Origin of the sequence: Metabacillus sp. 22489, from assembly GCF_052044855.1 — a bacterium.
GTDB classification, from domain to species: domain Bacteria; phylum Bacillota; class Bacilli; order Bacillales; family Bacillaceae; genus Metabacillus; species Metabacillus niabensis.
In genome coordinates, this window is record NZ_JBQENT010000007.1 from 63,431 (window position 1) to 78,253 (window position 14,823).

7 protein-coding genes are annotated in these 14,823 nt (G+C 36.1%); 1 reads left to right on the plus strand and 6 read right to left on the minus strand.

What is annotated here, in order from left to right:
• Positions 1-165 precede the first annotated feature (165 nt).
• Complete coding sequence (locus tag ACTJJ9_RS06245; RefSeq protein WP_145581327.1) at positions 166-2,013, minus strand: N-acetylmuramoyl-L-alanine amidase; 1,848 nt, start codon at positions 2,011-2,013, stop codon at positions 166-168.
• Between the two features lie 280 nt (positions 2,014-2,293).
• Positions 2,294-4,147, minus strand: coding sequence for an SH3 domain-containing protein (locus ACTJJ9_RS06250; protein ID WP_145581328.1), 1,854 nt, complete (start codon positions 4,145-4,147; stop codon positions 2,294-2,296).
• Positions 4,148-4,510: 363 nt separating this feature from the next.
• On the opposite strand from ACTJJ9_RS06250, the gene ACTJJ9_RS06255 reads away from it, so the two are divergent.
• Entirely contained in the window at positions 4,511-6,778 is a 2,268-nt protein-coding gene (locus ACTJJ9_RS06255) for a cell wall-binding repeat-containing protein (RefSeq protein WP_145581329.1), read from the plus strand.
• Between the two features lie 131 nt (positions 6,779-6,909).
• Here the strand turns inward: ACTJJ9_RS06255 and ACTJJ9_RS06260 are convergent, their stop codons facing one another.
• From ACTJJ9_RS06260 to ACTJJ9_RS06275, 4 genes are all read right to left on the minus strand, one after another.
• A complete protein-coding gene (locus ACTJJ9_RS06260) occupies positions 6,910-8,241 on the minus strand; it encodes a UDP-glucose dehydrogenase family protein (RefSeq protein ID WP_145581330.1) in 1,332 nt (443 codons plus the stop codon).
• A 28-nt stretch (positions 8,242-8,269) separates the two neighbouring features.
• Positions 8,270-9,151, minus strand: a complete 882-nt coding sequence (gene galU, locus ACTJJ9_RS06265) for a UTP--glucose-1-phosphate uridylyltransferase GalU (RefSeq protein ID WP_145581331.1) — start codon at positions 9,149-9,151, stop codon at positions 8,270-8,272.
• A 337-nt stretch (positions 9,152-9,488) separates the two neighbouring features.
• Complete coding sequence (locus tag ACTJJ9_RS06270) at positions 9,489-10,301, minus strand: SGNH/GDSL hydrolase family protein (protein ID WP_095299724.1); 813 nt, start codon at positions 10,299-10,301, stop codon at positions 9,489-9,491.
• A 255-nt stretch (positions 10,302-10,556) separates the two neighbouring features.
• The gene (locus tag ACTJJ9_RS06275; protein ID WP_145581591.1) at positions 10,557-14,693 is read right to left on the minus strand and encodes a leucine-rich repeat domain-containing protein; all 4,137 of its coding nucleotides are present in this window, start codon (positions 14,691-14,693) and stop codon (positions 10,557-10,559) included.
• Positions 14,694-14,823: the final 130 nt, after the last annotated feature.

Below are 14,823 nucleotides of genomic sequence, written 5' to 3' on the forward strand. Positions count from 1 at the left end.
TGAATCATTACATTTTAATTTAATTTATTTTATGTTTTACTAATTTTAGTTTCGTGATTCTAAATTAGACTCAATATATTATATCGAATAAGTATAGGTATCAACAACCATAAAAAGAAAAGCTAGCAATCAAAATCATAGACCGCTAGCTTTACTATTAACGTTTTAATTCTTCCAATTATAAAAATCATTAATTCCTTGCGCAATAGCAGTAGCTGTTTTATCTTTTCCGCTTTCAGTTTTAAAGATATTCGCATCATCTGGGTTTGAAATAAAGCCCATTTCAACTAATACTGAACGAGTATAGTTTTTGTCAATGACATAAAACTCAGCTTCTTTTGTTCCACGATCATTTGTATCGATGGCATCCAATAGTCTTTCTTGAATAAAGGAAGCAAGCTTCGCACTTTCTTCTTTTTCCTTTTCAGTTAAGGATGTTCCTTCACCTGAAGAATATGTTTCAGTTCCATTCACATTAGAATCAGAAAAAGAATTCATATGTAAGCTAACAAATGCACCTGGAGATAAACTATAAGCGAAATCTGTTCTTTCGTTTAGTGCTAAAAAGATATCTTCAGTACGTGTCATATGAACATCATAACCCATTTGTTTTAGTTTTTCAGCTACTATTTTACCGACGGACAATGTTACATCCTTTTCCTGTAAGCCATTTCCAACTGCACCTGGATCATGTCCACCATGCCCTGGATCAATCACAATTGTTTTGTTCAATGGCGTTTCTTTTGCCACTAATTCCAATGTTAAATAGTTACTTGATACATAACCAATTTTCCCATTGTAGCGAACTCTTACCCAATCCTCATAGAGCTGGTCGCGATTGATGATGTCAACCTCTGTACCTTTTGGAATCGTTGCAAGCTGCTTCGCATTAATATTTCCGTATTCTCTCATCGCAAGACTTTCCCTTGCATAATAGAAGGCTTTATTTACGATATCTGACGAAAGGACAAAACCACCGCCATCGGCAATCGTTGCCCAGCCATTATTAATGCCGCCTTTTACAATTTTAATCGGTTCATTTTTACTAATAACTTTTTTTACACTGGAGCTTGTACTTGCTGATGTATATATATTTGTTTTCTTATTCGCATAATAAACAAAATATCCTGGCTTTTGACTTGATATATAGGAATATGGGGCATACCCTTTTACACCATTGTATTCAATTCTGCTCCAGCCGTTTATCACGCTGCCTTGCTTCACCTTTACTACTGCTCCTGAAGGTACAGAAAGCTTCGGCGTTCCTGTATGTCTTTCATTATAAAGAGTGAAGTTCTGAATTGCGTAGTAAGTAAAATAGACCGGTGGTTTATTTGATAGCTTATCATGTTGAACATAATAATCATTGCCTCTGTATAAGATTTCCGACCAGCCGTTGATGACAGAGCCTTTTCTAACCTTTATAGGAGTATCCTCTGCTATTGAACCATATCTTTTCGTATTAGTTCCACGACCTGCGTAATAGCTTATCGGCTCTTTTGGATAGTAATCGAAATAGACCGCCGCCTCTTTTGTAATATTACTGTAAGGGGCATAGCCTTTTATTCCTTTATATTCAATTCTGCTCCAGCCGTTTATCACACTTCCCTGCTTCACTTTTACAGCTGCGTCCTTTGGTACCTTCACCTTTGGCGTTCCCGTATGTCTTTCATTGTAAAGAGTAAAATCTGTTACTGCATAATAGGTAAAGTAAACTGGGGCACGATTTGATAATTTATCATGCTGAACATAATACGCTCTGCCTTTATAGCTTATTTCGGACCACCCGTTAATGACAGAACCTTTCTTCACCTTAATAACAGCATCCTCCGCTATTGAACCATATCTTTTCGTAGCTGTACTTCTGCCGGCATAGAAGCTCACTGGTTCTTTTGCATAATAGTCAAAATAAACAGCCGTTGCTTCAGCCTTTTGAATGAAGCTAGCATTAGGATTAAAGCCGACTGAAATAAATAATAAAACAGCTAGCAAACTAACAAATACTTTCTTCATTTCATAACCTCCTTTTTCATAATTCACAATTTAAATCCCCTCCAACGAGAAAAAGGAGATAAATACCAAATAACTAGTTCTAGAGTCCCTATTTTCACGAATACTCATTATTTTTATTTGCTACATGTACAAAGCCCCTTTATTTCGTCATTTCTTGATAAAATTCAACATTATTAATCTTATCATATAAAATAAAAAAGTTTAATAGAATTACACATAGTCTAATAGACCCAAAATGCATGCGGTCTTAATTCCTAATTTCATTTAAATTATTCGTTTTTTACTTTAAAGAAAACTTTGCATACTTTTTATCTAACCAACCAATTTTTCCATTTGAATCTTTAACCTGAATAAAGTTTCCGCTTGGGTTTTGCAGCAATGTTACAAATTGATTATTGTCAGCAGTTGCAATTACTTCGCTTGATGTATTTGCTGTTTGATAAAGAGGAGTTGTTCCCCCGCCGTAGTTGTATGTTTCAACACGTACTAAATTCGTTACCGTAACTGTTTTCGTATATTCATAGTATTTTAAACTGTTGGTCCAATAGAGTTTATTTTTATATTTAACCTTCACCCAAAAGTCGTTTCGCTTTTCTAACAAGTTAAACGTTTCTTCTGCCGAAATTGTTGCCTTTTTTCCTCCTGATGTTGAAGGAGATTGATACAAGGATAGCTTAGCACCATTTTTAACCTTCGCTACTGTATCAGCTGGATAGTAGTCAGATCCAGCAGGATACCCTGGATTTCCGACACGATTAGTATTAGGCTTTTTCGTTGCATAATACTTTGCATCAAATGCCTTGATGTTTTTCATATGGTTTGCAATTTTCGTGTGCCAGCTAGCGTCAGTTGAGTAGCTATTGTTCATTCCTGCAAGTGTTGGAGCTCCGCCATAATATGTTCCATTCGGATCGATATAATTAAATTTGACATATTGAGCTTCATAATGAATCGAATCCGCAACAGATTTGAATCGTAAAGCACTTTCATATGGCGCGGCATCATATGCCTTTAAGCCAAATAAATTGTTTTTAGAAATTGCTAAATTTGACGTACCATAGGCTGATTCATGAATACCGATTGCCGCTAAAAATAACGCATTTACCCCATATTTATTCCCAGCATCAATAAAAGCTTGTCCCTGACCTCGAAAAACACTTTTCTTTCCAGTTTTTTGCTCATACGCGGAAATATACCGATTAATCTCAGCAGCTGTTACATTTGCTGGTATTCGCAAATCGACATTACTATATGTAATATTGTCCATTTGATTATAAAGCGCGAAATAGCTCTTTCCATTCACTTTAATTTGAACCTTATTATTTGCAACACTACCTTTTTTTACAAGGACTCCCACACCTGTTTGTAAAGTACCGACCTTATTTGTAAATGAGGTCGAGCTATAGTATGGCATATTTGTTGTCGTATAATAGGTGAAATAAACATTTTTGTTCTTGTAAATATTACTGTATGGCGCATATCCTTTTATTCCGTTATACTCAATCCTGCTCCAGCCTTTTTTAACACTTCCCTTTTTTACTTTAACAACAGCATCAACCGGAACGCTTACCTTAGGTGTACCTGTATGCCTTTCATTGTAAAGGGTAAAATCCACTGTAGCATAATATGTAAAGTAAATTGGTGCTTTATTTGATAGCTTATTATGCTGCACATAATACGAATTTCCTTTATATTGGATTTCAGACCAACCATTTAAGACTGAACCCTTTCTTATCTTTATAACGGAATCTTCAGCAATCGAACCATATCGCTTAGTATTTGTACCTCTTCCGGCATAATAGCTAATCGGTTCTTTAGGATAGTAATTGAAATAGGTAGCCTGAGGTTTTCTATTGACGATCCATTTACTTTCTACATAAGCTTTTCGACCATTTAATTTGATTTCAGCCCAGCCATTTCGAATACTACCCTTTTTCACTTGAAAGGAAGTTTGAAAATCAAACGTACCTACCTTTGAATATTGATGTCCCCGCCCGGAATATGCAACCAAATCATTTTTAGCATAATAAGTAAAGTAAACCTCACTAGCAACAGCATTTTGCTGAGGATGAGAGAAGACTATGAAACTAAAAGTGAGTAGTACTGTAAAACAAATAGAAATGAAAGCTTTCAAATCTATCTTTCCTCCCTTCTTTGTTATATAAATATCATTTTTTCCTCTATTTACTTTATCGGACAGAAGGATTTATTTTTTAGCCATATGCGAGATTTTTAACAAGGTTGTCATCGTTTCTTTACATTAGGTTTAAAAAATAGATTTTATTTCAAAAAACAAAAATTAGTGGAATTTCAAATAAACGTCAAAAAAAGAGAGAAAAAGTAGGAAAGATAATGTTCTAAACATCTATTGAATCGATTACATTCATCTTTTCATGTAAAAGGTCTCTACTAAACTATACTGTATATTGACTATGTAAATTCCTGTCTATTTTTGTTATAAATAATGTAGTAGACATATATTATATGGAGGTATTAGATGCAGAAACTAATAAAGATCGCTCTTGCTGTTGTCCTTGCGCTATCAATCTTACAAATTTCGCCGATTGTAAATGCTGCGAGCGAACCGAATGTAACAGTTGAATTACGGAATTACATAGGGAATAAGACTTCATTAGACGTTAAACTATCTGGTGAATACAAAACTGGTAATACGAACAATGATAATCTGATAAAATCTCTTACTAGTTTTACATTAAAGGTAGAGAACAAAAAGCTAGTTTTATATGTAAATAACACGAAAAAGGGAATCGTTGAAGGAAATCTAGTTCTTACACCGACAAATTACGCAACTAGTTACGTCCAAATCAACGATCCGAATAATACGGATGCAAAGAAAATTAGAAAGTATCGTGGTTCATTCGAATTTAAGGTTGCATCTGAAAAATACGTACGTCCTTATAACACACTTCCATTAGAAGATTATATTAAGGGTGTTGTTCCAGAAGAAATGCTAGCATCCTGGGATCGAGAGGCACTTAAAGCACAAGCTGTTGCAGCGCGTTCAAAGGCTGCAAAGCTAAACTATAAATTGAATGACACTCAAGGAAATCAAGTATATGGTGGATTAGGCGATCCTGATTATGCAACAAAAATATCGGAAGTTGTTGATGCAACGGAAGGTAAAATTTTAAAATACGGAAGCTCAGTCGCTGATACTGTCTATACCTCTAGTAACGGAGGATACATTGAATCTGCCTATGGAGCTTGGGGTCAAGCAGAATTCCCTTATCTAATCGCTAAAGAAGATTCTTTCGATCCAAAACAACGCTGGACTGTTGATGTTCAGTCAAAGCAAATTTCTTTAGACGGTTATGACCTTAACAATCCTGGTGCATGGTGGAGTTCAATCCAAGAAGCTGACGCTATTGCAAGAAATAGTATGAAGCCTTGGCTAAAAACACAACTTAAGTTGCCATCGACATCTGATCTGAAAATTTTATCTATCGAAGGGTTCTCAATTAATCCAGAACGTACACCTGGAAAACGAATCAAAAGCGGAAAGATTAAGATACAATATGTTGTGAAGGATGCACAAAATAATGTTTCGGTTCAAACATATGCGCCAACAAGTATATCTGCTGAGCAAATGCGCTCTATGTTCGGAACAATGACAATGAAAAGCACACTTGTCGATCAAATTACGTCACCGACTTCAACAGATATCCAACGAATTAATGGCGATGATCGAATTGAAACTTCAATAGAAATTTCAAAGGAATTGTATCCGAATGGCTTCTCTTCAAGTCATCCATACAAAACCGTCTTTATTGCAACAAGAAGTCAATATGCAGATGCCTTATCAGCTGGACCACTAGCTTATCAATATGGGAATGCTCCTATATTGTTGACAGATTCTAAAAGTCTAAGCACGAAGATTGTAAATGAAATTACTCGTTTAAAAGCAACAAACGTCATTGTACTTGGCGGAAATACAGCTGTTTCTGATACTGTTGTTCAGCAAATCAAGCAAATTAGTACAATTGCTGACAATAATGTCCAACGCGTATATGGCGATAATCGTTATGAAACAAATGCTGAAATAAATAAACGTCTCAAAAATATTGCAGGTACATTTGTTGCATCTGGAGAAGATTTTGCAGACGCACTTGCTAGCTCTTCTATTGCAGCTTTAAATAACTATGCGATTGTGTTAACAAGAGCAAGCTCATTACCTGCAGTTAGCAAAACCTTCATTTCAACACATGCAAGCAAGCCAGCCTATGTATTAGGTGGACCTGTTGCAGTTTCTGCTACTGCCTATCAACAAGTACAACAGGTGCAAAGCAATGTCGCAAGATTGTCAGGTTCTAACCGTTACGGTACTTTAGCTGCATTACTTGAAAAATTCAAAGGATCCTTTAGCGGAACTGATGTTATTTATGCAACAGGTACTGACTTCCCAGACGCATTAACAAGCTCATCTTTATCTGCTGCTAAAAAAGCTCCACTTATCTTAGTTGGGGCAGATTTAAGTACAAAACTTGATAGCTTTTTGACAGGCTATAAACAATCAATTAAAACTATTCATGTGCTTGGTGGAACGGTTGCTGTTGATGAAGAAAAGGTTTCACAGTTAAAAGATAAGCTTGGCGTTATAACAACTCTACACTTAAGTGGATTAGGGTTTGGTCATGGTGTTGGAATGAGCCAATACGGTGCCCAAAAGCAAGCTAGAGAAGGTTATACCTATGCTCAGATCTTGAAATTCTATTATCCAAACACAACTTTAACAGACTTATATTAATCTAGCATTTACTCTAAACCCCGAATGAAAGAAAGGCTTTTTTCGGGGTTTTTTAATAGAAAACTACATAATGATAGGCACACAAAAAGGCTAAAAAGGTGATAAAAATCCTTTCTAGCCTTTAATTTTTCTTATTCACTTATCTCCATTTTTAACGCAGTAACACTCTCACGTCCAATTGAAGAATAGGTCATATTCAATGCAGCAGCCTCTTTTACTTCATAACAATTTCGTCCATCAATAACGATTGGTGTTTTCATCAAATCGAGATAGTTGCGTAAAGGAAACTCCTTTACTTGCTTCCACTCGGTGACAATAAAGACGATCTCTGTGTCCTTAATAGCAGCTTCAATCGTTTCATAGTAAGAAACAGTATTCCCTAAAACCTTTCGGGCATTTGCAATCGCAATCGGGTCGTAAACGTTCACTTGTGCACCTTCATTTAACAAATGCTTTAAAACGACCAAAGCTGCCGATTCCCGTATATCGTCTGTGTTTGGCTTAAATGCAAGACCAAGGACAGCTACCTTCACATCTTTAAAAGAGCCAACATAATTCCTCGCCTTTTTTAGTAATAGGAGCGGTTGGTTATTGTTCACATTAATAACGGCTTCTAGAAGATGAAACCTGTGCTTAACATCACCTGCTAGCTGTACGAGTGCCTTCGTATCCTTTGGAAAACAAGACCCACCATATCCAATCCCCGCCTGTAAAAACTTAGAACCGATTCGTTGGTCCATTCCAATCCCTTTCGAAACATCTTCAATATTCGCGCCAACCTTTTCGCAAATATTCGCGATTTCATTTATAAAGCTAATCTTCGTAGCTAAAAATGCATTTGAGGCATATTTTATCATCTCTGCACTTTCAATATCTGTATGGATAATCGGGATATTTAGCGGCGAATAAAGCTCCTCCATTTTTGTTGCTGCTTCTTCATCTTCACTGCCAATGACAATTCGATCCCCATGAAAGGTATCATATAAGGCAGAGCCTTCCCTTAAAAACTCAGGGTTAGAAACGATATGTATTTTCGAGTGAAAATCTATCTCTTCTTCAATCCATTGCTTCACCTTACGATTTGTCCCGACAGGAACTGTACTCTTCGTCACAACAATTGCCTGTTGAGTATTTAAATATTTTGAAATGTCCTTTGCTACTTGATACACATAAGATAAATTAGCCGATCCATCTTCTTTTTCCGGTGTACCAACAGCTATCATAATGATGTCAAGGGTGGAATATGCCTCACTACAATCTGAGCTAAAAGAAAGCCGATTGTTAAGCTGGTTCTTTACTAAAAGCTGATCAATTCCTGGTTCATAAATAGGTGAGATTCCTTCCTTTAATCGGTTTACTTTTTCATCGTCAATATCGTAACAAATCACCTCATGACCAATTTCTGCTAAAGCAACACCTGTCACCAATCCAACATATCCAGTTCCAGCAATCGTAATTCTCAACCGTTTCCCCTCCTACAACATTCATTTTTTAAACGTTCTTTTTCGCTATGATATCTTCCAAATATAAGAGTAAATCATGCTTTATATCTTCTCGTTGTAAGGAAAAGTCTATCGTTGCTTTAATAAAACCGAGCTTATCTCCAACATCATATCGATTCCCGATAAAGTGATAGGCTAAAACCTGCTGTTGTGCGGAAAGCTGCTTTAATGCATCTGTCAATTGAATTTCCCCACCAGCTCCTGGCTTTTGCTGACTTAAAATATCAAAAATTTCAGGTGTTAGGATATACCTGCCAAGAATTGCACTATTAGAAGGTGCTACTTCAGGTGTTGGCTTTTCCACCATATCATCGACTCTAAAGACATCATGCGCTAATTCCTCTCGATAGCTTACGATTCCATACTTAGATACTTCAGACTCAGCAACCTTTTGAACGCCAACAACTGTACTTTGGAACATGTCATAAACATCGATTAGCTGTTTTAAGCAAGGCTCAGTTACTGTTTGAACGATGTCATCTCCAAGCATGACAGCAAATGGCTCATTGCCAATAAATCTTCGTGCACAATAGATCGCATGACCGAGACCCTTTGGTTCCTTCTGTCTTATATAGTGAATATTTGCCAGCTCAGAAATTTTCTGAACTTCGTTTAGGATGTCCCACTTTTCCTTATTTGCTAACGTTTCCTCAAGCTCATACGATTTGTCGAAATGATCCTCAATCGCCCGCTTTCCACGCCCGCTAACAATTAATATATCTTCAATTCCGGAGGCTACAGCTTCTTCAATAATATATTGAATGGTTGGTTTATCAACAATCGGCAGCATTTCCTTCGGCTGCGCCTTCGTTGCTGGTAGAAACCTCGTCCCTAGTCCAGCTGCAGGAATAATTGCTTTTTTAATTTGCATGATAACTCCTCCTTTAATAAGTAACTACTATAGATACGTATTCATTTTATCGTATTTTACGCATACCAACGTTAATCTTTCGTAAATTTTCTGCATGATTAGTCTTATTAATACGCAATTTTAATATTTATAAAGTTCAAGTTACTCGAGGAAATGCTTTGGCTCATTAGCTTGAAAAAAAAATTATGCACTCATTTAAGTACTTAGCTTTAAGCTTGACTAGGCTTCCGATTTGTCACCACTTGATTTTTCCTTCAGCTTTACGATTAAGTGTCATCATTAAATTTACTGCAAGGGATATTCGCTCAAAAAAAAATAGACAAGGGCACTCCCCTGTCTACTTCCCGATAAAATATTTAGTTAGGTAATCCGCCCATACCTTATGCCCGCTTTGATTAGGCAAGCTAGGCTGTTCACCCATATCTGCTAAATAATCTTCCATTTTTTCATCATCTAATTCCGGCCAATTTTCCCAATGGTTTAAATAAACAATGTCATTCGTTTCTGTATATTCTTTTAATTGATTTACTTGCTTTGGATAAAAATTAGCATTGTATAATGGATTTGAAGGTTGTATGAATATCGTTACATCTTCATTTACTTCCTTCCATGCGTCCATCATCGTTTCGATGTTTTTAAGTGTGTTTTCAATGCCGATTACACTTTCGTTATCCTTTAACATAGGCGGTTCATAAAGAATGATGTCAGGCTTTGCATTACTTACTTGTTCATACGACTTTTCATCTACAACTTCTCTTGATGTCTTCGTTCCTTCTGAAAGAACAGTTATGTTAAAGATTCCTTCACCATATGATGCGGTTAATTGTTTCTTGAAAAGTTCTGGCCATGCCTCTTTGTCTGTTGCCGTTGAATCTGAACCATAAATGACGAACTGTAAAGGCTTCTTTGTATTTACAGCATTTTTTATTTTTTCTTGTACCTCTTTTGGTAGATTCGCAGAGAGTGCAGTCACATCGATCGCCTTCTTTTCGGAGGAAGTTTCCTCTTCAACAGGACTCACTTGCTCGACCTTTTTTTCAGCTACCGTTTTCTCTGCCTTTGCGGAGATTTTATGATTCCAGTGTAGATTACCAATAATGATTGCGGCCCCACACACTATTACTGTTAGTAAGACATAAAGCTTATTCAAAACAAGAATCCTCCAATTTTCGACATGTTCTATTCAAAATTATACACAAAAACAAAGGCATTTCAAACTATTTCCATTCTTTTTTCTTCTCACTTACTCTAGTAAACTCTATTTCTTATCTAGTAAGAAAAAGGGGAGGTATTGCGATGTTATAACAAATAAGCTCCTCCTCCAGCCTGAGGTGTTGTTCTCCGGAAAATTGGCATTGTGGGATAAACAAAAAAGAAGGGAACATTAAAGGTCCCCTTCTACCGCTTAACTATTTTTAACTTGTTTTCTTTTTTGGATAAATAATACTGCAGCACCTAAACATAAAGCAATGAAACCAATAAGTAATAGGTTATACATCATTGTAGCTGTTTCTGGAAGCTCATTTTTTGTTTCTTTTGATGAACCAGCTTTAATTGGTGTTAAAGCATTATCATCTTTTCCATTTTTGTCAACTACTTTGATAGGAGCTGTTGGTTTTTCACTATCATTATTTGGTGTCGGAGCATTGTCATTACCACCTTGAGTCGGGTCTTTGTCCCCTCCACCTTGAATTGGGACTGTTGGATTCTCCCCATTAGTTGGAGGTGTTACAGGATCCTCGTCTCCCTCATCCTCTAATAAGAAGAAAAGTGGGTTCTCAAGATAATCGTCAGTGCTTGTAATTTCAAATTGGAACACATATTCTTTATCGTCCGCTGTAGTAAAGACAATTTCATAGTTCCCAATAGGAAGAGTAAAAATGTCAATTGGCTCCTCTGTTGCATAATTGATTAATTGACCTTGTTCATCTGATTCGCCAAAATAATAGACATCTTCATTTTCTTTATCTAATCCGTAAAGGTCAAAGGCTGCACCAGCTTCAGGAGCTTGAACTGTTTTGTATACATACATGCTGACGTCCTTTACAGTTCCTTCGATAGGTAATGTTGTGAATTCAGCATATAGAGTATTCTCATATCCTTCCTCTGTCACATCAACCGTAATGTAATAATCTGTAAACGGGTCAAGTCCTTTAAACGTATGACTTCTTATCGAGCTATCAATCTCTTCCTCGATAATTGGCTCATCACTTTCATAGGAATATAAGGAAACCTTGTATTTCCCAACCCCATTTGGTAGCATTTGTCCCCATGAGAACGAAACAGTTGTTTCTGTTACATCGTCAATGATTATATCAGCCTTGCTATCTACCTCAGTATTAACATGGACATGATATTCCTTTAATTTCTTAATCACTTGAGCATTTGCGCTTCCCTCAGTTAAGTCAAGTGTTGAAATATTATAAAGAGATACCATTCCTAAGCTATCCATCTCTACTAATGGAGAGATATCAGTAATTTTTGTTCTATCTAAAATTAATTCGATTATTTGATCAAATTGAGCTAGTATTGAAATATTCTCAATCGGATTACCACTTACATCCAAATAGACTAGCTGATGCTTTGACCCTTCTAATGGGGAAAGGTCTGAAATGTTATTGTCTGCTAGATTAACAAAAATTAAGTTTGTTAGTGCTGCAAGAGCAGTGATATCCTTTATTTGATTATTTTCAAGTGACAATTCTGTTAGGTTTTTCATTCCACTTAAGAAGGAAAGATCACTTACATTGCTATTTGTTATATTTAGAGCTTCAAGATCAGGTAATTTTGCAAAAACAGAATAATCTTTAATTTGCGCATCACTTATTAAAATAGAACGTAATTGTTTTAAACCTTGAATTGCTGATAAATCTAATGGACTGTCTTGATGGTCAAACACATTTAAGTCATATAGATTTGTTGCATATTGCAAGCCTGTTAAATCCTCGATGGCTGAGCCGTAAATATAGAATGAAGTTAATCTTTCCATATCACTTACTCTCGGATCACGTTCAATTCCAAGCTGCTCTTTTACAAGCTCTTTTAAATTTTCATCTTTAAAGACAACTGTTTCACCTGAAGGCTCCGACCATGTTGTTTCAGTGATTGGCTCACTGCTAATCACTAGCTCACCGTTTGCATCATATGCCTTCACAACAATCGTGTATGCTGTATTTGGTGTAAGCTTATCCATTTCCAAATACATTTCATCACCAGTTACGGTTGAATGAAGCTTATCATTTACATATACTTCATACTTAGTGATTTCACTTTCACCGTAATAATCCCAGAACAGATCCATTCTGTTTTCTGTTACCGTTGGAATGTATACATCCAGCCATTCTTCCCCAGGCTCTTCTTCTGAACTGTCAAATTCAACTTGTACATTTTTACCTCTTAGCTGTTCAACTACTTGTCGTGCTGGAGATGATTCATCCTCAAGGTTTAATGAGTCATTCCCGTAAAGGTAAACTTCGCTAAGATTAGCTAATTTTAATAACTCATCAATATTATCTAATGATGTATTGCTTAATAAAACTGATTCTAATTCAGTTAACTTGTTAAGCCCTGCGATTGATGTTAATGGGTTATCATCAACATCAAGTGAAACTAATGCTGGAAATTTTTCAATACCTTTCAAATTTTTCAAGTTATTGATGTAAAGATTTAAATACGTTAAACCTTCTAACGCTGGCAATACATCAATACTTTCAAGATTATTTTCATGTAGAGATAAAAACTCTAAATTAGCCAAATTTTCCAAAATAGAATAATCACTTATTCCCGTATTACCTAATGAGAGACTGATTAAATTTGTTAAATGGGAAATTGGTTCAAAGTTCTTAATTGGATTTCCATCAACACTCAAATATTCAAGATTTACTGCCTTTTCTAGTCCTGAAAGGTCACTGATTTTTTTATAATCTAATAATAGATCTGTTAGTGACTCCATATCGCTTTCGTAAATTGCCCGGTCAATACCAAGCTCTGCTTTTATCGCCTTTTCAAGTCGTTCATCCTTAAATTGAACGGCCTCACCTGATGGGGCTGGCAATGTTTTAAACGTTTCTAACGTACTCGCGATAACCTCGCCCTTGCTGTTATAAGCAAAAAGCCCAACACGGTATTCCGTATTGCTAGCTAATGAATCGATGACTAGCGTATTTTCTTCGGCTGCTACCTTTGTCGTTTGCTCAGCAACCTTTACTTCATAATACGCAACATCCTCATCACCTTCATATTCCCACTCCAATGTTGCACGATTTTCGGTCGCTTTTATTTCATATAAATAAACAGAACTCCCTAGATCACTATAGATTGTTAAGCCTGTTTTCTTTAATTCATTTATTTGGTCGTTTAAATGAGCATACGTTTCCCCATAGACAATCAATGTTGTTAATTGATTTAGCTGTTGAATTGGTGAAAGTGTATGAAGCTCAAGATAACTAAGATTTAATTCTTTTAATGCTGGATGATTTGTAATGGCGGATATATCCGTTACATTTGTAAGATTAATATCTAGCACCTCTAAATTTTTCAGGCTTGATAATGCTGTTAAATCAGCAAAATCTGTTTCTGATAGATTTAAAGACTTAAGGCTTGTGAGTTTTTGAATACTAGAGTAGTTAGACAATGAATTTCCTGTTAAATTTAGCTCTGTTAAATTCGTTGCCTTTTCTAAGCCTGTCAAATCATGAATGTCTGAGTAAGAGACATCAAGTGAAGTAAGCTTTTCTAAATCAGATGGATATATCTCATCACGATTTAGCTTTAGGGCTGATTTTATTTCCCGTTTTAAGTTTTTGTCTGGAATTGTAACTGCTTCTTCTGTTGCTTCGGTAGAGGTTACAGCTAGCTCTTCACTTTGTTGAGCCTGTTCAGTTGATTTTTCGACAGCTTTTGTTGTTGCCGCTAGTGTTTCAACCTGCTTTGTTGCTTCTGCAATGACTTCCTCGCCTTGGATGGCACGAACACTAATTGTATAGCTTGTCCCATCTTCAAGGTTGTTCATTTGATATTGTGTGGTCTGACTAACTTGTTTGATGACTTTTCCATCAAGTAATACTTGATAAGCGTCCGCTAATTGGATTTCAGTCCAATTTAACTCAAATCCAGCTTCTGACACGTTTGTTGCATTTATTTCTAGCTTTTCCGCTTGAGTATATGTGACGGAGATTGCTTCAGATTTCAGCTCCTCCTCACCATTTCGTGTAACGGAATATTGATACGTTTCCCCAGGTATCACTTGGTCATCAATAAACTGATAAACCTTATGTATTGTACCCTCTTCGTCCGTTTTCTCTGAGATTAATTGTGCACTTGAAATTGTGCTCTGTGCATTATTTTTGATTAATGTAAAGCTTTCTTCAACTTCGGACGATGTAGTCGTTTCCCATTGAAGCTGGATGCCCTTTTCATTGCTAAGTGCTGGTAATAGACGTATGCTATCACTTGAAGCAGCAGTAGCATTTGCTGAAAATGGCGTTACCATTGTAAAAATCACCATAAAAACTAGTAATAAAGTAACAATTCTTTTAATCAAGCTCGTCTTTCCTCCTATTAATTTCTATATATTGTAAGAAACATTATAGTGATATTTTTGCTTATTAGATAGCAAATCTTTTAGACAAATTTCTACAAAAGCCGAGTTTCGGGGACTGTCCCCCTTTCGT

What these genes read in the sequence shown, in the direction of transcription:
- ACTJJ9_RS06245 (WP_145581327.1), bottom strand. Translation starts at nt 2,013, where the DNA reads ATGAAGAAAGTATTTGTTAGTTTGCTAGCTGTTTTATTATTTATTTCA.
- ACTJJ9_RS06255 (WP_145581329.1), top strand. Translation starts at nt 4,511, where the DNA reads ATGCAGAAACTAATAAAGATCGCTCTTGCTGTTGTCCTTGCGCTATCA.
- galU (WP_145581331.1), bottom strand. Translation starts at nt 9,151, where the DNA reads ATGCAAATTAAAAAAGCAATTATTCCTGCAGCTGGACTAGGGACGAGG.